Raw genomic sequence first — 17,236 nt, forward strand, 5'->3', positions numbered from 1 at the left:
AGCAGACCTCGAAGGGTCCGACGTGCGCGATACTGGGATTGAACCAGTGACCCCTACCGTGTCAAGGTAGTGCTCTCCCGCTGAGCTAATCGCGCCTGGTGCGGCGGTGTTGCAGCAGACCCCGGAGGGCCCGTTACTGTGCGCGATACTGGGATTGAACCAGTGACCCCTACCGTGTCAAGGTAGTGCTCTCCCGCTGAGCTAATCGCGCCTGATGTGGCGGTCCTGCAGCAGACCTCGAAGGGTCCGACGTGCGCGATACTGGGATTGAACCAGTGACCCCTACCGTGTCAAGGTAGTGCTCTCCCGCTGAGCTAATCGCGCGGGGAGGCCCCCGGTCGAACCGGGGGACCTCTTGGAGGTGGAGACGGGATTTGAACCCGTGTACACGGCTTTGCAGGCCGTTGCCTCGCCTCTCGGCCACTCCACCAGGCAACGCATGAAGAACGATCTTACACTGTTCTCCATCGAGCGGACGACGAGATTCGAACTCGCGACCCTCACCTTGGCAAGGTGATGCTCTACCAACTGAGCCACGTCCGCCTGTCTTCCGGGGGGCTTCACCGCTTTTCTTCGGCTGCGCTCCCTGGCGACGTGTTGAACTCTAGCGGATTCCCGGGCCAGCTAAAAATCCGTTCCCGCAGCATGCCGAGGGGATGGCCGGTGAGCGCCGTCCCGTCAGCGCTCCCGGACGGCCACCGGCCGCCACCTGCGGCGCTCCCGGACGATCATCCGCAGGTCACCCGGCGCACACCCGCGTGACGCACACAGCTGCTCGTGCGCGGGGCGCGAACCGGACCGGGCCCACGCCCCCCGACCTACACTTCAGGCACCGCCGCCCAGCACCACCGCGCAGGAGAACCGTGTCCGGCCACCCCGACCCCCGCACCCCGCTCGCCCGCTTCGGCGGCCGCCTGGCCACCGGACTGCGCGACGTCACCTCGGACCCGGCCGCCCTGGACTCCGCCGGCTACTGGGCCGTCGTCCACGACTTCGAGGGCCGGCTGACCTGCGCCCGCTTCGACCAGGTCCGCCCGGCCCCCGCCCCGCCCTCCGGCGCGGGCTGGCGCGGACCGGAGGCCGGCAGCTGGCACAGCTCCCTCGACCGCACCGCCTACACCGCGGGCGTCCGCCGCATCCGCGAGCACATAGCCGCCGGCGAGGTCTACCAGGCCAACCTCTGCCGGGTGCTCTCCGCACCGCTGCCCGACCCGGACCTCAGCGACGTCGACGCCCTCACCGGCCTCCTCGCCCACGGCAACCCCGCTCCCTACGCCGGCACCGTCCGCCTGCCCGGGCACGGCGTCGAGATCGCCACCGCCTCACCCGAGCTCTACCTGCGCCGCACCGGCCGCACCGTCTCCTCCGGCCCGATCAAGGGCACCGGCCGCACCGAGGACGACCTCCTCGACAAGGACCACGCCGAGAACGTGATGATCGTCGACCTGGTCCGCAACGACCTCGGCCGGGTCTGCGCGACCGGCAGCGTCACCGTCCCCGACCTCTGCGCCGTCGAGAAGCACCCCGGCCTGGTCCACCTGGTCTCCACCGTCGAGGGCACCCTGCGCGACGGAGCCGGCTGGCCCGAGCTCCTCGCCGCCACCTTCCCGCCCGGCTCCGTCACCGGCGCCCCCAAGTCCAGCGCCCTGCGGATCATCGAGGCCCTGGAGACCGCCCCGCGCGGCCCGTACTGCGGCGCCGTCGGCTGGGTCGACGCCGACCGCGGCGAGGCCGAACTCGCCGTCGGCATCCGCACTTTCTGGATCGACCGGGCGGACCCCGGCGCGCCCGTCCTGCGCTTCGGCACCGGCGCCGGCATCACCTGGGGCTCCGACCCCGAGCGGGAATGGGCCGAAACCGAACTGAAGGCCGCCCGCCTCGTCGCGATAGCGTCGGGCGGCGAACCCGGTGGCGAATCCGGCACCGGAGCCGACCCGACCGGGGCCTGCGCCCCCACCGCCTAGGAGCAGCACCCGATGCACAACCGCACCACGAGCTGGGTCAACGGCTCCCTCGTCGACTCCGCCGACGCGGCCGTCTCGGTCCTCGACCACGGCCTCACCACCGGCGACGGCGTCTTCGAGACCCTGAAGACGGTCGACGGCCGGGCCTTCGCGGTCACCCGCCACCTGGACCGGCTCACCCGCTCCGCCCGCGGCCTCGGCCTGGCCGACCCCGACCACGACCTGGTCCGCGAGGCCTGCGCCCAGGTCCTCGCCGCCAACCCCGCGCCGCTCGGCCGCCTGCGCGTCACCTACACCGGCGGCAACGGTCCGCTCAGCTCCGAGCGCGGCACCGCCGGCCCCACCCTGGTCGTCGCCCTCAGCGCGATCGGCCACCGCCCCGACGAGACCGCCGTCGCCGTCGTCCCCTGGCGCCGCAACGAGCACAGCGCCGTCGCCGGCCTCAAGACCACCTCGTACGCCGAGAACGTCGTCGCCCTGGCCGCCGCCCACCGCGCGGGCGCCTCCGAGGCCCTGCTCGCCAACACCGCAGGACGGCTCTGCGAGGGCACCGGATCCAACGTCTTCGTGGTCCTCGGCGGCCGCCTGCTCACCCCCGCCCTCGCCTCCGGCTGCCTGGCCGGCATCACCCGGCAGCTCGTCGTCGACTGGTGCGGCGCCGAGGAGGCCGACCTGCCGCTCAGCGCCCTCCAGGACGCCGAGGAGGTCTTCCTGACCTCCACCACCCGCGACGTCCAGGCCGTCACCCGCGTCGACGACCGCGAACTGCCCGGCATCGGCCCCGTCACCGCCAAGGCCATGGCCGTCTTCACCGAGCGCAGCGGCGACGACCTCGACCCGTGATCCCCGCCCGGGAGAGCACCCCGGAAGAACGCCGGGGAAGCGCACCGGCCGCGTGGATAACCCCCCGTGCAAGGGGAAGGGAGCACCACATGACCACCACGCTGCGCCCCGAGGGCCCGGAGACACCCACCGCGGCCGGCGGCCGCACCAGACGCTGGCTGATCCTCGCGAACGGCCACCCGGTCGGCGCGCTGCGCACCACCGCCGACCCGCAGGGCGATCAACTCTGGGGCCGGATATCCGAGTTGGAGATCACCGAGGGGCGCGGCCGGGGGCGGGGAACGTTCGGCGGGCTGGCCGCCGAGGAGGTGCTGCGCACCTGGGGCTGCACCCGGGTCGACGTCGGCGTCCCGGAGCCGGCCGCGGCGGCCCGGGGGCTCGCCGTCACGCTCGGGTACACCGAGCGGGCCCTGGCCATGGCCAAGCGGTTGACAGTAGCCCCGGACCTGCCCGCGGGGCTGAGCGTGCGCCCGTTCGACCGGAAGGCCGATATCCGGGACTGGTTCGACCGGTCCGTGCAGGACTACGTCCGCGTGATGGTGGCTTCCGGCCTCACCGAGGAACAGGCCCGCGCCCGCTCGGGCGGCGGGCCGCGGAACCCGGCCGCGCCGGACCCGGAGAGCCCGGGCATGGTCCTGCGCCGCCTGTACGGCGCCGACGGCGGGGAGGAGCCGTACGGCCTGCTCTGGCTGCAGCCGCGCTTTCGCGACCTGCCGGACGGCGAACCGCTCGCCTGGGTGATGAAGGTCGAGGTGTCCCCGGCCCACCAGGGCCAGGGACACGGACGCACGCTGATGCTGCTCGCCGAACGCGAGTGCCTGGCCGCCGGGGTGCGGAACCTCGGCCTCAACGTCTTCTCCGGCAACGAGGTCGCCATCCGGCTCTACACCTCGATCGGCTACCGGGTCACCGAGCGCCTCTACGGCAAGCAGCTGTGACCCGGCGTGTCGTCAGGAAGCCTTCGCCGCCTCGATGACGGCCACGATCCGCTCGCGCAGCCCGTCCTGGCTCTTGCCGCCGTCGAGGCGCTGCCCGCCGATCACGTACGTCGGCGTGCCGGTGACCCCGATCGCCTTGCCCTCGGCCTGGTCGGCGTCGACGGTCAGCATGTGCCGGCCGTCGATCAGCGCGGTGTCCACCTCGTCGACGTCCGCCCCGACCTCCCGGGCCACGTCCAGCAGCACCTGCTGCCCGCGGGCGTCCAGCTCCGCGGTACGGGCCAGCAGCGCCTCCACGAACGGCCAGCCCAGCCCCTGCGCGAACGCCTCCTCGGCCGCTTCCGCGGCGGCGTAGGCGTGCTTGTGCTTCTCCAGCGGGAAGTGCCGCACCTCCACGGGCAGCGCGTCGCCGTACTGCGCGCGCAGCGCCCGTACGTCGTCCAGCGCGGTGTGGCAGTCCGGGCACTGGAGGTCGCACCAGAACTCGAGGCGGGGGAGGGAACCATCGATCATTCCCCCAGTGTTCCACTAGTGGGCGCCCGCTCCGGCCGGAGGTGCGCCCGAGGGCGCACCGAGAGGAAGGCACCGATGACCAGGACGACCGGACACGAAGGAGCGGCACCGTGCTGAGCGCGGCGATCAGCTTCGTCCTCACCGCGGGCGGGGTGGCCTTCGCCGGGCTGCGGGCCTACCGGCGGCGCTTCCTGTCGGCGACCCGCTGGTTCGCGGTGGCCCTGCTGCCCGCCGGGCTCTACCTGACCGGCCTGTTCCCGCTGGCGAGCACGATCGGCCGGGAGTTCGCCGACTGGGCGACCAAGCTGGTCCTCGACCCGCGGGTGTGGACCGGCATCGCGCTGCTCGGCGTCTCGGCGGTGCTGCTGGTCACCACCCGCTGGGTGGGCCGCCGGGGCGGCGCGGCGGTGGAGAGCGCCCCGGAGCGCCCGGCCGCGGCCGGGCCGGCGCCCGAGCGTCCGGCGGTGGCGCCGACGCCCGGGGCCCCGAAGAAGCCGGCCGCGGGCAAGCGGGAGGACGGCCTCGGCGACTTCGCCGACATCGAGGAGATCCTCCGCAAGCGCGGGATCTGAACGGGAGGACCGGCCGGTCAGGCGGAGGGGACGGCTTCCGCCGACCGCTGCCGCGCCCGGTAGGCGGCGACGTGCAGCCGGTTGCCGCAGGTGCGGCTGTCGCAGTAGCGCCGCGAGCGGTTCCGGGAGAGGTCCACGAAGACCCGCGCGCAGTCCGGCGCCTCGCAGCGGCGCAGCCGCTCCCGCTCGCCCGCCATGAGGATGAGGGCCAGCGCCATGCCCAGTTCGGCCGCCAGGTGGTCACCGAGGGCGGCGTGCGGCGCGAAGTAGTGGATGTGCCAGTCGTGGTCGTCGTGGTTGGTCAGCCGGGGCGTCGTCCCGGCGGCCGCGACGATGGAGTTGACCAGCTCCGCGGCCTGCGCGGTGGACTCCGTCGCGAACACCTCGCGCAGCCGGGTGCGCAGCTCGTGCACCCGCCGCAGGTCGTCCTCGGTCAGCGAGTCGATCTCGCTGATCTCCCGGCGGACCACGAAGGCGTCCAGCGCGGCGACGTCCGGCAGCCGCTCGGCGCCGCACACCTCGGGTGCGGTGTTGAGCAGCTCCACGAGGAGGCTCAGCGCGCACTCGGTGTCATGGGTGATCAGCACGTTGGGGGCTCCTCGCGCAGGGGACTCCGATACCCCGCGTCCACGGTTACCCCAGACCATACCGGGCCTTGTGCCGGTAGGGCGGCGCCTTCTTTCGAAGATGTGTGCGCAGTCCGACAAGGCGTCCGAAACCGGGCGCCTGCGGTGCTGTGGACCCGCTCCGGTGGGAGCGGAGCCGCTCACCGGCCCCGAGACCGCGTCGTGCGCGGCTGAGTCCGCTGCCGTGCCCCCGAGTAGGACGGCTGCGATGAGGCAGGGGGTAGGGCCCCGCCGTCGGCGGGGCGTGACCGCCTCCGGATGGGGTCAGCTTTCGGCGAGGATGTGGGACAGCTCCCGGTCGAGGTCGAAGTGACGGTGTTCGGTGCCGGGGGGCACCGCGGCGTCCGTCCGCTTGAGGAACGACTCAAGCGCTCGGGCCGGGGCCTCCAGCAGGGCTTCTCCTTCCGGAGAGCTCAGTGCGATGCAGACCACCCCTTGCCCGTGGCTGCGCGACGGCCACACCCGGACGTCGCCGGTACCAGTGGGTCGGTGCAGCCCCTCCGCGAGGAGATCTCGGGCGAACACCCACTCCACGGTCTCGTCGGCGCCTGTGTGGAACGTGGCGTGCACGGCATAGGGGTCGGCGGTGTCGTAGCGCAGGCCCGCGGGGACGGGCAGTGATGACTCGCTGGACACAATGAGGCGCAGGTGCAGCTCGCAGCTGACCGTGGTGTTCATAAGCGCCATGGCCTTTCGCTCAGTGTGCGCTCGGGGAATCGCACGTCGGCGAACGGACCATCCCACCCCCAAGACCGATGTAAACCCCTCTGTCCCGATTCGGGCGCGAGTCGTACCCCTTACGGCGCATTGCGGAATCGCCCCGCAGCGGCCGGGCCGGGCATTACCCGGTGCTTCTTGGTTAGTTTCCTGGCATGACTGTGCGAAACGACAAGACGGCCGGGAACACGGGAACGGGTGAAGCGGCTGTGGCGGTTGACGCGGCCGTCGACGGCGGACGAGCGGTCGGATCGCGGGCCCCGGCCTTCGTCCGCCGCTCGCCCGCGCTGCACCGGGTCTGGCAGGTGGCGATCTTCCTGGCGGGCCTCGCCGTGGTGGTGCTCGGGCTGATCATGCTGCCGCTGCCCGGCCCCGGCTGGCTGGTGATCTTCCTGGGCATGGGGATCTGGGCGACCGAGTTCGTCTGGGCCCAGCTGGCCCTGCGCTGGACCCGCCGCAAGGTCGCCGAGGCCGCCCAGCGGGCCATGGACCCGCGGGTGCGCCGCCGCAACCTGACGCTCACCGCGATCGGGCTGGCCGCCCTCGTCGGGGTGGGCGGCTGGTACTTCGCCCGCTACGGCCTGGCCGCCCCCTGGCAGCTGGACGGGAGCTGACCCGCCCGGACGCGGGGCCGCGGGCGGGGAGCGTGTTCGGAGCACCCTCCGGGATGCGGTAATGTTTTCTCTGCACCCGGGCGATTAGCTCAGCGGGAGAGCACTTCGTTCACACCGAAGGGGTCACTGGTTCGATCCCAGTATCGCCCACCGGAATGCATTGTGATACGTGAGGCCCAGCCGATTATCGGCTGGGCCTCACGTGTATTTCCGGAATCCGCCTGAAGGGCCGCCGGTAATCGGCTGAGGGACAGTCACCTTCCCTGCGGGGCGCGAGTTCTGCGGAGGCGTCGGCGGTACCCGGAACGGGCGAGTTGTACGACCGGCCCCGAATGGTGCTAGAGTTCTTCTCGTTGCCCGGGCGATTAGCTCAGCGGGAGAGCACTTCGTTCACACCGAAGGGGTCACTGGTTCGATCCCAGTATCGCCCACCGGACAGCACGCAGGCCCTGACCAGGAAACCGGTCAGGGCCTGCGGCGCGTTTCGGGCCCGGAGCGCCGGGCCGCGCGTCACGCCGCCGCCTCGCAACGGTGCTCCGGTTCCAGCCGGCGCCCGCATCCGCACCGGGCCGGCCGCAGCGGCCAGGACAGGTCCACCCGCTCCGGCGTCCCCGAGCGGTCGAACCAGTTCTGCAGTCCGCGTGCCTGCGCCGCGTGCCAGACCGCCTGCCGCAGGTGCAGCTCCGCCGCCGACAGCCCGCCGAGCGCCGCCGGGTAGCGGGAGCCGATCCGCCGGGTCAGCGCCAGTGCCGCCGCCGCGTCCGCCGCCGCGTCGTGCGCCCCGGCCAGGACGACGCCGTAGTGGGCGCACAGGTCGGTCAGTGTCCGGCGGCCCTTGCGGTAGCGGTCCACGTGCTTGTCCAGCACCCGGGGGTCCAGCACCACCAGCCCGGACGCCGCCAGCCCCGCGGCCAGCGTCAGCCCGTGATGGCGGCGCAGCTCCCGGTCCAGCAGCGTCAGGTCGTAGGGCGCGTTCATCACCACCACCGGACGCCCGGCCCGCGCCTCGGCCGCCAGCGCCCGGGTGACCTCCGCCACCACCGTGCGGGCCGGGCGGCCGTGGGCGCGCACCTGCTCGTCGGTGATGCCGTGCACCGCGCGGGCGCCGTCCGGGATCGGAACCCCCGGATCGGCGAGCCAGGTCGTGGTCCGGGCCGGCTCGCCCGGCGCGAGCTGGACGACCAGGGCGGCGGAGACGATCCGGTCGTTCTCCACGTCCACGCCGGTCGTCTCGGTGTCGAAGGAGGCGAGCGGGCCGGTGTACCAGTGCTGCTGCATGACTGCCCCTCAGACGAGCGTTGCAACCGGTTGATACCCGGTTCTGACGCCCCTTCAACCCGTTTGGCCCAAGCCCGGCCGGGGATCCTGCCCATGACTGTCCCGTTCGAATCGACCGGCCCGTCCGGAGTGGGACGGGCCCGGAACCGGGGGAGGGCACGGGGCGATGGCACTGACCCAGCCGCAGCCCGAGGAGGCGGCGGCGGCCGTACTGCGCGGGAACCTCGCGGTCACCGCCTGCATGGAGACCCTGCAGGTCGGCTACCTGCACGCGGTCGCCGCCGCGGCCGGCTGCTCGCTCTCCCAGCCGTTCCCGGACAACGGCATCGACTGGCACGTCAGCCACGGCTCCCGGGCGCACGAGGTGGACGACGAGGTCACCGTCAAGATCCAGCTCAAGGCCACCCAGCAGGTCGCGCCCGACCCGGCCGGGCCGTTCTTCAGCTTCACCCTGGACAACGACCACCTGCGCAAGCTCGCCCGGCCCCGGGTCGCCGTGCCGCGGATCCTGGTCGTGCTGCTGCTGCCGCGCCGGGTCGACCAGTGGCTGCGGGCCCGCCCGGACGCCCTGGAACTGCGGCACTGCTGCTACTGGGTCAACCTGGCCGGCCACCCGGTCACCGGGCAGCGGCGCACCAACGTCCGGGTGCCCACCGCCAGGGTCTTCGACGACCGCGCGCTCTGCGACATCATGGCCCGGGTCGGCGCGGGCGGCAGCCCGTGACGGCCCGGGCCCGGCAGGGAGGAACCGGACCCATGACACCGCCGCACGCACCGGGCGAACCGGCCCGGCCCCTGCCCGACCCGGCCACCGTCGACCCGACGGTCCTGGCCACCCTGCTCGCCCGGCACGGCTGGGTCCGCCGCGGCGGACCGGCCGCCCGGTACGGACGCTGGACCCCGCCCGACGACGAACCCGGCACCAGCCTGCTCGTCCCGGCCGGGGACGGCTTCGACGACGCCGTCGAACTCCTCGCCGACGCCGTCACCGCGCTCTCCCGCTCCCACACCCCCTCCGCCCGCTCGATCCTCCTCGCCCTCACCGTCCCCGGCGACGAACTGCGCTGGCACCGCGAACCGTCCGGCCCCGCCGGGGCCACCCCCTGGGACGAGGCCGAGCGGCTCCGGCGGGCCGCCCGCGGGATGCTCGCCGCCGGCGCCAAGGCCGCCCGGACCAGGGCCGGCTACTTCGGCGCCCGGCTGGACGCCCTCGCCGAGGACTTCCTGGACCGCGTCCTGTTGGTCGAACAGGGCGCCGAGCTCACCGCCCACACCCCCGCCCCCGAGGGCCGCGCCGCCGTCACCACCCTGGTCCGAGCCCTGGAGGCACTGCGCGACGCCGTCGACTACCGCCGGGTCAGCGGCGGGCCCGAGGCCTTCGGGAACGCCGTCCGGGCCGGGGTCAGCCGGGAGCTCGTCCGGTCCGTCGAGGAGCTGGTGCGCGACGCGACGGCCGCCCGGCTCAGCGTCGCCTGGTCGCCGGCCGCCGGGACCCCGGGCGGCTTCGGGGACCGCCGGATCGACCTCGACTTCTCGCCCGGCGACCTGCCCGCCCTGGCGGAGGCCGCCGAGCTGCTGGAACGGATCGAGCCCGCCGTCGACGTCACCGTGGTCGGCGTGGTCACCCGGCTCAAGCGCGCCGACCCGGCCGGTCCCGGCTCGGTACGACTGCGGGTGCTCACCGGCGCCGAGGTCCGCGAGCTCAAGCTCCGCCTGCCCGACCCCGACTACCGGCTCGCCGCCGAGGCCCACCTCGCGGGCCTGCCGGTCCGGGTCTCCGGCCGGCTGGAGCGGCACGGCGGCTTCCGCAGGCTGACCCGCCCGCACGGACTGGAACTCCGCGGCTGGGAGGAAGGGGACCGCGAGCGGCTGCTGAAGGCGCTCGGGGAGAAGGCGGAGCGGGAGGGGGAAGGGGCGTAGGTGGACGGCGGGGGCGGCGCTCTCGGTACCATCGTCACGCGCAGCGCAGTGTTGCGCCCTCTGAAATCCAGCACGTCAGGAGAGACCGGTGACGGACGTCCGGGTAATCATCAGCCGCGAACCCGATCGGGAAGAGCGCGTGGTGACGACGGGCACCACGGCCGCCGAGCTCTTCGCCGACGACCGCTCGATCATCGCCGCCCGCGTCGGCGGCCAGCTCAAGGACCTCGCCTACGCCGTCCAGGACGGCGACGAGGTCGAGCCGGTCGAGATCGGCAGCAAGGACGGCCTCGACATCCTGCGCCACTCCACCGCGCACGTCATGGCCCAGGCCGTGCAGCAGCTCTACCCCGAGGCCAAGCTGGGCATCGGCCCGCCGGTCAAGGACGGTTTCTACTACGACTTCGATGTCGAGAAGCCCTTCCACCCCGATGACCTCAAGGCCATCGAGAAGAAGATGCAGGAGATCATCAAGCGCGGGCAGAAGTTCTCCCGCCGCGTGGTCACCGACGAGTCCGCCCGCGAGGAGCTGGCCGCCGAGCCGTACAAGCTCGAACTGATCGGCCTCAAGGGTTCCGCCGCCACCGCCGGCGAGGGCGCCGACGTCGAGGTCGGCGCCGGCGAGCTCACCATCTACGACAACCTGGACGCCAAGACCGGCGAGCAGTGCTGGGGCGACCTCTGCCGCGGCCCGCACCTGCCCAGCACCCGGAACATCCCGGCGTTCAAGCTGATGCGCAACGCGGCCGCCTACTGGCGCGGCAGCGAGAAGAACCCCATGCTGCAGCGTATCTACGGCACCGCCTGGCCGACCAAGGACGAGCTCAAGGCCCACCTCGACTTCCTCGTCGAGGCCGAGAAGCGCGACCACCGCAAGCTCGGCAACGAGCTCGACCTCTTCTCCATCCCGGAGGAGATCGGCTCCGGTCTCGCCGTCTTCCACCCCAAGGGCGGCGTCATCCGCCGGGCGATGGAGGACTACTCGCGCAAGCGGCACGAGGAGGAGGGCTACGAGTTCGTCTACACCCCGCACGCCACCAAGGGGAAGCTCTTCGAGAAGAGCGGCCACCTCGACTGGTACGCGGACGGTATGTACCCGCCCATGCAGCTCGACGAGGGCGTGGACTACTACCTCAAGCCGATGAACTGCCCGATGCACAACCTGATCTTCGACGCGCGCGGCCGCTCGTACCGTGAACTGCCGCTGCGCCTCTTCGAGTTCGGGACGGTGTACCGCTACGAGAAGTCCGGCGTCGTGCACGGCCTGACCCGTGCCCGCGGCTTCACGCAGGACGACGCGCACATCTACTGCACCCGTGAGCAGATGGCGGAGGAGCTCGACTCCACGCTGACCTTCGTGCTCAACCTGCTCCGCGACTACGGTCTGACCGACTTCTACCTGGAGCTGTCGACCAAGGACCCGGTCAAGTACGTCGGCAGCGACGAGACCTGGGAGGAGGCCACCCGCGTCCTGGCGAGCGTGGCCGAGAAGCAGGGCCTGCCGCTGGTCCCGGACCCGGGCGGCGCGGCCTTCTACGGCCCGAAGATCTCGGTGCAGGCGAAGGACGCCATCGGCCGTACCTGGCAGATGAGCACCATCCAGCTGGACTTCAACCTGCCCGAGCGCTTCGACCTGGAGTACACCGCGGCGGACGGCTCGCGCCAGCGGCCGGTCATGATCCACCGGGCGCTGTTCGGCTCGATCGAGCGCTTCTTCGCGGTGCTGCTGGAGCACTACGCCGGCGCCATGCCGCCGTGGCTGGCCCCGGTCACCGTGACCGGCATCCCGATCACCGACGAGCACGTGCCGTACCTGCTGGAGGTCGCGGCCGAGCTGAAGAAGCACGGGATCCGGGTCGAGGTGGACACCTCGGACGACCGCATGCAGAAGAAGATCAGGAACGCACAGAAGACCAAGGTGCCGTTCATGCTGATCGCCGGCAACGACGACGTCGAGGCGGGCGCGGTGTCGTTCCGCTACCGCAACGGCGAGCAGAAGAACGGCGTTCCGCTGGCGGACGCGGTTCAGGAGATCGTGGACGCGGTGAAGAGTCGCATCCAGGTGTGAGTTCGGCCCCGCCCGAGCGGGGACGGCGCGGGGCAGGCTCTCGACGAGTCTGCCCCGCGCGGCTTTGCAAGCACCGTCGGGCGAATATGCTGATCAGCATGACGACTGAGCCGGAACTTCAGCGGGGCGTCGGTGAGCCGGACGGCTTCCGCCGCCTGTGGACGCCTCATCGGATGGCGTACATCCAGGGTGAGAACAAGCCCACCGGCCCGGCTCCGGACGACGGTTGTCCGTTCTGCTCGATCCCGTCCCTGAGCGACGAGGACGGGCTGATCATCGCCCGGGGGAGTGCCGTGTTCGCGGTGCTGAACCTGTACCCGTACAACGGCGGGCACCTGATGGTGGTCCCGTACCGGCACGTCGCCGACTACACCGACCTGGACGAGGCCGAGACGGCCGAGCTGGCGGACTTCACCAAGAAGGCGATGACGGCGCTGCGGGCGGCCTCCGGGGCGCACGGGTTCAACATCGGGATGAACCAGGGCGCGGCGGCCGGGGCCGGGATCGCGGCGCACCTGCACCAGCACGTGGTGCCGCGCTGGGGCGGGGACACCAACTTCATGCCGGTGGTCGGCCACACCAAGGTGCTGCCGCAGCTGCTGGCGGACACCCGGAAGATGCTGGCCGAGGCCTGGCCGCAGGGCTGATCCGAGGAACGACGCGGGAGGGCCCCACCGAGATCCTCGGTGGGGCCCTCCCGCATGCGCTGCGCCGGATCAGCCGGCGTTGAAGGTGTCGACGTCGTAGGGGCGGGGGCTCTGCGCCTCGGACTTGATGATCGAGGTGCGGTTCTTGAAGAAGCGGTCGGCGTCCAGGTCGTGCTCCTCCAGGAACTCCAGCGTGGCGGCGTGGACCGCCGCGAGCACCGGGACGGCGGCGTTCTGGGCGTTGTCGACCATGGAGCGGTTCTCCCAGGCGCGGCCGGCCCAGATGTGCCGCAGCCCGAAGGGCTCGGGCAGGCCGAGTCCGCCGCCGAGCCAGCCGAGCAGGCCGGGCATCCGGTAGAAGGGGGCGCGGACGGCCTGGCGGACGACCTCGTCGTTGTCGATCAGGGGGAGCTTGACGGTGCGCTCCTCCCAGAACCGCACGGTCTTGGCGACCGACTTCTCCTTGTCCTTGGGCTTGTCGAAGAAGACGCCCTTGACCGGGCCGAGCGCGTAGCCGGACACGGTGATGTTCAGGACGTTGGCGAGCAGGGTGACGGTGACGGTGAAGGTGAGGACCAGCTTGCCGTCGTGGGTGATGAACTGGGTGGCGAGGTAGTGCCGGGGGCCGCCGGAGAAGGTCTGCTTGTCGGCGACGCTCTGCACGGCGAAGTCGCGCATCCGGTCGCCGTCCATGTCGGCGTTGCCGGGGCGGCTGATCTCGTCGGCGCCCTCGCCGATGTCGAAGACCACCCACTGCTTGATGGCGACGTTGGGCATGCCGCTGTTGGCGACGTGGCTGACGCCGAGCCCCTTGAGGTGGGAGGAGATCCGGCGGATCAGGTCCCAGGGGTGGAAGGCGCGGAAGTCGGCGTGGCCCTCCGCGGGGTGGAGGGTGTCGGCGAGGCGCCATTCGCCCCAGCGGCGGCCGGCACCGAGGATGCCCTTGGGGCCGGCGTAGTGGTGGATGTTGGTCTCCTGCTCGGCGTCCAGGCGGCCGAGCTTGTCGCGCAGGTCGGCGGCCTTCTTGTCGAGGTCGTCCCGGGGGACGGCCTTGGCGACCGAGGCGGCCACCACGCTGCCCTCGACCAGCGCCTGCCAGCGGGAGCGCAGGTCCTTGGCGGAGCGCTCGACGATCCGGCGGGCGAGGTACCAGCCGACGACCGGGGCGAGCATGGTCACGCGCAGGTAGACGCCGATGAAGCCGCTGGCCGGCGGGCGCAGCGCGAGCAGGACGGCGAGGGCGGCGGCCGCGGCGAGCACGATGCCGCCGTAGACGGCCGCGTTCTTCGGGTTGTCCCGCTTGAGCCAGGCGCGGAGCTGGAAGGCGCCGAGCCAGACCAGGGTGCCGGGGAGGAAGAGCACGCCGGTGGCGATGGAGACGGTGCTGAGTTGCCGGTCGCGGGTGTTGCGCAGTTCCTCGGCGGCCAGGCAGTGTTCGACGACCTGGCGGGTGTCGACTCCGAAGGCCGGGACGATGGGCTTGCGGCCGCCGCCCAGGGCACGGGAGATCAGCGCCTTGCTGAAGGCCTCGCCGAGGTTGGGGCGGAAGAGCGCGAAGCGGCCCTTCTTCTCGGTGGCGTCGGTGACGGCGCCGACGAAGCCCTTGATCTCGCCGTCGCGGTACGCGGTCGAGGAGAGTCCCTGGGTGATGGCGGTCTGCGGGCCGGCGTCGGTCCGGGGTATCTGCGCACCCGGGGTCATGTCGAGTGTGGTCACGGTGGCGTCCCCTCCTCCCCTTGTCAGCGGCAGGTTACCGTGCCGTGGCACCCCCGCGCGGATGATCGTCTGAAGTACCGTCACCGGAGGCCTGAGGGGCATGATGCCCAGCTTCGGGCGGGTCGATACCCGTCGGGAGGTGGATGGGGGAGGTGGGGCAGGATGGACGGTGGGAGCGAGGAAAGGGGAGCGGCCGTGAAGGATCCGGTGCTGGTCTACGACGGGGACTGTTCGTTCTGTTCGTCCTGCGTGCGCTGGTCGGAGCGGTACCTGCGGCAGACGCTGGCCTCGGGGGGCTGGGAGGCGGTGCCGTTCCAGTTCGCGGATCTGGCGGGCCTGGACGGGCACGCGGGCGGCCGGGGTGAGGTGTCGGCGGAGCGGGCGGAGCGCGAGGTGCTCTGGGTGACGCCGAGCGGCCGGGTGTACGGGGGCGCGCAGGCGGTTGCGCGGCTTCTGATGCGCTCCGGCGGGGTGTGGGCATACCTGGGCGCTGTGTTGACGGCGGCGCCGGTGCGGCCGCTCGCGGGGCTGGCCTACCGCTGGGTGGCGCGCAACCGGCACCGGATGCCGGGGGGGACGGCGGCGTGCGAGCTGCCGGCCCGCAAGCCCGTCCGGCCGTGAGACCGTCCGGCCGTGGGGCCGCTCAGTCGGTGTAGCGCTGGGCGAGGGCGGGCGGCATGGGTTCGTGGCGCAGGTAGGCGCGGGAGAACTCGGCGGTGCCGTGGGTGAGCGAGCGCAGGTCGATCGGGTAGCGGGCGAGTTCGAGTTCGGGGACCTCGGCGCGCAGCAGGGTGAGGCCGGTGCCGCCGGTCTCGCTGCCGAGGACGCGGCCGCGGCGGGCGGAGAGGTCGCCGAGGACGGCGCCGAGGTAGTCGTCGGGGAGCAGGACGCTGACGGCGGCGACGGGTTCGAGCAGGCGGATGACGGCGTGCTCGGCGGCGTCGCGCAGGGCGAGGGCGGCGGCGTTCTGGAAGGACGCGTCGGAGGAGTCGACGGAGTGCGCCTTGCCGTCGGTGAGGGTGACCCGGACGTCGACGAGCGGGTACCCGGTGGTGACGCCCTTGGCGAGCTGGGCGCGGACGCCCTTCTCGACGGAGGGGATGAAGTGCTTGGGGACGGAGCCGCCGACGACGTGTTCCTGGAACTCGAAGCCGGAGCCGGCGGGGAGCGGTTCGACCTCCAGGTCGCAGATGGCGTACTGGCCGTGGCCGCCGGACTGCTTGACCAGGCGGCCGTGGCCGGCGGCGGCGGTGCCGAAGGTCTCGCGCAGGGCGACCTTGGGTTCGACGGTGTCGACGTGGACGCCGTGGCGGGTGCGGAGGCGGTCGAGGACGACGTCGGCGTGGGCCTCGCCGGTGCACCAGAGGACGAGCTGGTGGGTGTCGGGGTTCTGTTCCAGGCGTAGCGCCGGGTCCTCGGCGGTGAGGCGGGCGAGGGCCTGGGAGAGCTTGTCGTCGTCGGCCTTGCTGTGGGCCTCGACGGCGATCGGGAGGAGCGGTTCGGGGAGGGTCCAGCCGTCGAGGGCGACGGGGTGGCCGGGGTCGTGGACGGTGTCGCCGGCGCGGGCGGTGGTGAGTTTGGCGGCGCAGACGAGGTCGCCGGCGACGGCGTGCGGGACGGGGCGCTGCGCCTTGCCGAAGGGGCTGGTGAGGCCGGTGACGCGTTCGTCGCCGTTCTGGTCGGCGGTGTGGGCGGGGCCGACGAGGTGGATCCTGGTGTCGGGGCGCAGGGTGCCGGCGTACAGGCGCAGCAGGCTGATCCGTCCGACGTAGGCGTCGCCGGTGACGCGGACGACCTGGGCGGCGAGCGGGGCGTCGGGGTCGCACTCGGGGGCGGGGCGGGTGCGTTCGGTGGGGTCGGGGAAGGTGTGCGCGACGAGGTCGAGGAGTTCGGCGGCGCCGAGGCCGTTCTCGCTGGTGGGGACGGCGGGGTGGAGGGCGCAGGAGAGGACCTCGCGGCGCAGGCCGGCTTCGAGGGAGTCGGTGTCGAGGGTGTCGCCGGAGAGGTAGCGCTCCATGAGGGTGTCGTCCTGGCCGGAGATCGCTTCGACGAGGCTGTCGTGGGCGGGCGCGGTGTCGGGCAGGGGGTCGGCGTCGCCGTAGGTGTCGCCGGTGAGGAGGTCGACGCTGCCGTCGGGGTGTCCGTCGTGGTGGACGGGCAGGAAGAGCGGGCGCAGGGTGTCCGGGCCGAGTCCGAAGGCGTCGTGGCAGGCGGTGAGGATGTCGTCGAAGCCGGTGTGGGCGAGGTCGAGCTTGGCGACGGCGATGGCGCGGGGGATGCCCTCGGCGGCGCATTCGCGCCACAGGGCGCGGGTGGGGGCGGTGACCGGGTCGGTGGCGGAGACGACGAAGACGGCGGCGTCGGCGGCGTGCAGGGCGGCGCGCAGGTCGGCGGCGAAGTCGGGGTGGCCGGGCGGGTCGATCAGGTTGATCTTGACGCCCTTCCATTCGAGCGGGAGGAGCGAGAGCTGGACGGAGCGCTGCTGCTGGTGCTCGATGTCCTCGTGGTCGGAGACGGTCGTGCCGTCGGTGACGCGGCCGGCCCGGCCGGTGGCGCCGGCGGCGAGGGCGAGGGATTCGGCGAGGGTGGTCTTGCCCACACCGCTGGGGCCGATGAGGACGACGTTGCGCAGGTCCTTCGGGCCGGTGACGGCGGGTGCCTGGCCGGCTCGTGCCGTGCTGCGGTCGGGCATCGGGGTCTCCTCCCGTGGCGCCGAGGCTTGTCCATCGCAGTCTAGGGTCGGGTCCTGCGGGGCGCGTGTCGTACGGCCGATCGGTGATCGTGCGTGTGCGCGGCGTGGCGGGGGCGACGTCCGGCGGT

The 17,236-nt window shown here is 72.6% G+C and carries 16 protein-coding genes and 7 tRNA genes; 12 read left to right on the top strand and 11 right to left on the bottom strand.

Annotated elements, in window-relative coordinates:
• Positions 1-23 precede the first annotated feature (23 nt).
• The 5 genes from ACFVVA_RS22220 to ACFVVA_RS22240 all read right to left on the bottom strand — a co-directional run bounded on the left by ACFVVA_RS22220 (position 24) and on the right by ACFVVA_RS22240 (position 543).
• A tRNA-Val gene (locus ACFVVA_RS22220) sits at positions 24-95 on the bottom strand.
• Between the two features lie 44 nt (positions 96-139).
• A tRNA-Val gene (locus tag ACFVVA_RS22225) sits at positions 140-211 on the bottom strand.
• Between the two features lie 41 nt (positions 212-252).
• Positions 253-324 (bottom strand) — tRNA-Val (locus tag ACFVVA_RS22230).
• A 32-nt stretch (positions 325-356) separates the two neighbouring features.
• Positions 357-430, bottom strand: a tRNA-Cys gene (locus tag ACFVVA_RS22235).
• Positions 431-470: 40 nt separating this feature from the next.
• Positions 471-543, bottom strand: a tRNA-Gly gene (locus tag ACFVVA_RS22240).
• Between the two features lie 320 nt (positions 544-863).
• Here ACFVVA_RS22240 and ACFVVA_RS22245 point away from each other — a divergent pair.
• The 3 genes from ACFVVA_RS22245 (at position 864) to ACFVVA_RS22255 (ending at position 3,745) form a co-directional block, all read left to right on the top strand.
• Complete coding sequence (locus tag ACFVVA_RS22245; RefSeq protein ID WP_387691895.1) at positions 864-1,964, top strand: chorismate-binding protein; 1,101 nt, start codon at positions 864-866, stop codon at positions 1,962-1,964.
• A 12-nt stretch (positions 1,965-1,976) separates the two neighbouring features.
• The gene (locus ACFVVA_RS22250; protein ID WP_387691897.1) at positions 1,977-2,807 is read left to right on the top strand and encodes an aminotransferase class IV; all 831 of its coding nucleotides are present in this window, start codon (positions 1,977-1,979) and stop codon (positions 2,805-2,807) included.
• 89 nt (positions 2,808-2,896) lie between these two features.
• Positions 2,897-3,745, top strand: a complete 849-nt coding sequence (locus ACFVVA_RS22255) for a GNAT family N-acetyltransferase (protein WP_387691899.1) — start codon at positions 2,897-2,899, stop codon at positions 3,743-3,745.
• Positions 3,746-3,757: 12 nt separating this feature from the next.
• Here ACFVVA_RS22255 and ACFVVA_RS22260 read toward each other — a convergent pair whose 3' ends face one another.
• The gene (locus ACFVVA_RS22260; RefSeq protein ID WP_380359240.1) at positions 3,758-4,258 is read right to left on the bottom strand and encodes a DsbA family protein; all 501 of its coding nucleotides are present in this window, start codon (positions 4,256-4,258) and stop codon (positions 3,758-3,760) included.
• A gap of 110 nt (positions 4,259-4,368) precedes the next feature.
• Here ACFVVA_RS22260 and ACFVVA_RS22265 point away from each other — a divergent pair, with 110 nt between their 5' ends.
• A complete protein-coding gene (locus tag ACFVVA_RS22265) occupies positions 4,369-4,830 on the top strand; it encodes a hypothetical protein (RefSeq protein WP_387691901.1) in 462 nt (153 codons plus the stop codon).
• Between the two features lie 17 nt (positions 4,831-4,847).
• Here the strand turns inward: ACFVVA_RS22265 and ACFVVA_RS22270 are convergent, their stop codons facing one another.
• Positions 4,848-5,417 (bottom strand): CGNR zinc finger domain-containing protein, encoded by a 570-nt coding sequence (locus ACFVVA_RS22270; RefSeq protein ID WP_359915386.1) that lies wholly within the window; start codon positions 5,415-5,417, stop codon positions 4,848-4,850.
• 303 nt (positions 5,418-5,720) lie between these two features.
• Positions 5,721-6,134, bottom strand: a complete 414-nt coding sequence (locus ACFVVA_RS22275; protein ID WP_030056266.1) for an SsgA family sporulation/cell division regulator — start codon at positions 6,132-6,134, stop codon at positions 5,721-5,723.
• A 194-nt stretch (positions 6,135-6,328) separates the two neighbouring features.
• On the opposite strand from ACFVVA_RS22275, the gene ACFVVA_RS22280 reads away from it, so the two are divergent.
• From ACFVVA_RS22280 to ACFVVA_RS22290, 3 genes are all read left to right on the top strand, one after another.
• On the top strand, positions 6,329-6,787 hold the full coding sequence (locus ACFVVA_RS22280; protein ID WP_359914480.1) for a TIGR02611 family protein: 459 nt from the start codon (positions 6,329-6,331) through the stop codon (positions 6,785-6,787).
• A gap of 78 nt (positions 6,788-6,865) precedes the next feature.
• A tRNA-Val gene (locus ACFVVA_RS22285) sits at positions 6,866-6,937 on the top strand.
• Positions 6,938-7,146: 209 nt separating this feature from the next.
• A tRNA-Val gene (locus ACFVVA_RS22290) sits at positions 7,147-7,218 on the top strand.
• Between the two features lie 79 nt (positions 7,219-7,297).
• Here ACFVVA_RS22290 and ACFVVA_RS22295 read toward each other — a convergent pair.
• On the bottom strand, positions 7,298-8,065 hold the full coding sequence (locus tag ACFVVA_RS22295) for an exonuclease domain-containing protein (protein WP_359914483.1): 768 nt from the start codon (positions 8,063-8,065) through the stop codon (positions 7,298-7,300).
• A gap of 166 nt (positions 8,066-8,231) precedes the next feature.
• Here ACFVVA_RS22295 and ACFVVA_RS22300 point away from each other — a divergent pair, with 166 nt between their 5' ends.
• From ACFVVA_RS22300 to ACFVVA_RS22315, 4 genes are all read left to right on the top strand, one after another.
• Positions 8,232-8,789, top strand: a complete 558-nt coding sequence (locus ACFVVA_RS22300) for a DUF4365 domain-containing protein (protein WP_387691904.1) — start codon at positions 8,232-8,234, stop codon at positions 8,787-8,789.
• Between the two features lie 32 nt (positions 8,790-8,821).
• Positions 8,822-9,985 (top strand): hypothetical protein, encoded by a 1,164-nt coding sequence (locus tag ACFVVA_RS22305; protein WP_387691906.1) that lies wholly within the window; start codon positions 8,822-8,824, stop codon positions 9,983-9,985.
• An 88-nt stretch (positions 9,986-10,073) separates the two neighbouring features.
• Positions 10,074-12,053, top strand: coding sequence for a threonine--tRNA ligase (thrS, locus tag ACFVVA_RS22310; RefSeq protein ID WP_387691908.1), 1,980 nt, complete (start codon positions 10,074-10,076; stop codon positions 12,051-12,053).
• Between the two features lie 86 nt (positions 12,054-12,139).
• Positions 12,140-12,700: an HIT family protein gene (locus ACFVVA_RS22315; RefSeq protein WP_380546494.1), complete on the top strand. Its 561-nt coding sequence runs from the start codon at positions 12,140-12,142 to the stop codon at positions 12,698-12,700.
• Between the two features lie 69 nt (positions 12,701-12,769).
• On the opposite strand, the gene ACFVVA_RS22320 is transcribed toward ACFVVA_RS22315, so the two are convergent.
• Positions 12,770-14,416: a hypothetical protein gene (locus ACFVVA_RS22320; protein WP_387691910.1), complete on the bottom strand. Its 1,647-nt coding sequence runs from the start codon at positions 14,414-14,416 to the stop codon at positions 12,770-12,772.
• Positions 14,417-14,611: 195 nt separating this feature from the next.
• Here ACFVVA_RS22320 and ACFVVA_RS22325 point away from each other — a divergent pair, with 195 nt between their 5' ends.
• Positions 14,612-15,037: a thiol-disulfide oxidoreductase DCC family protein gene (locus tag ACFVVA_RS22325; RefSeq protein WP_387691912.1), complete on the top strand. Its 426-nt coding sequence runs from the start codon at positions 14,612-14,614 to the stop codon at positions 15,035-15,037.
• Positions 15,038-15,059: 22 nt separating this feature from the next.
• On the opposite strand, the gene ACFVVA_RS22330 is transcribed toward ACFVVA_RS22325, so the two are convergent.
• Positions 15,060-17,108, bottom strand: a complete 2,049-nt coding sequence (locus ACFVVA_RS22330; RefSeq protein ID WP_387691914.1) for an elongation factor G-like protein EF-G2 — start codon at positions 17,106-17,108, stop codon at positions 15,060-15,062.
• Between the last annotated feature and the right edge of the window lie 128 nt (positions 17,109-17,236).

It is taken from the genome of Kitasatospora sp. NPDC058048 (genome assembly GCF_042885555.1).
GTDB classification, from domain to species: domain Bacteria; phylum Actinomycetota; class Actinomycetes; order Streptomycetales; family Streptomycetaceae; genus Kitasatospora; species Kitasatospora lactacystinica.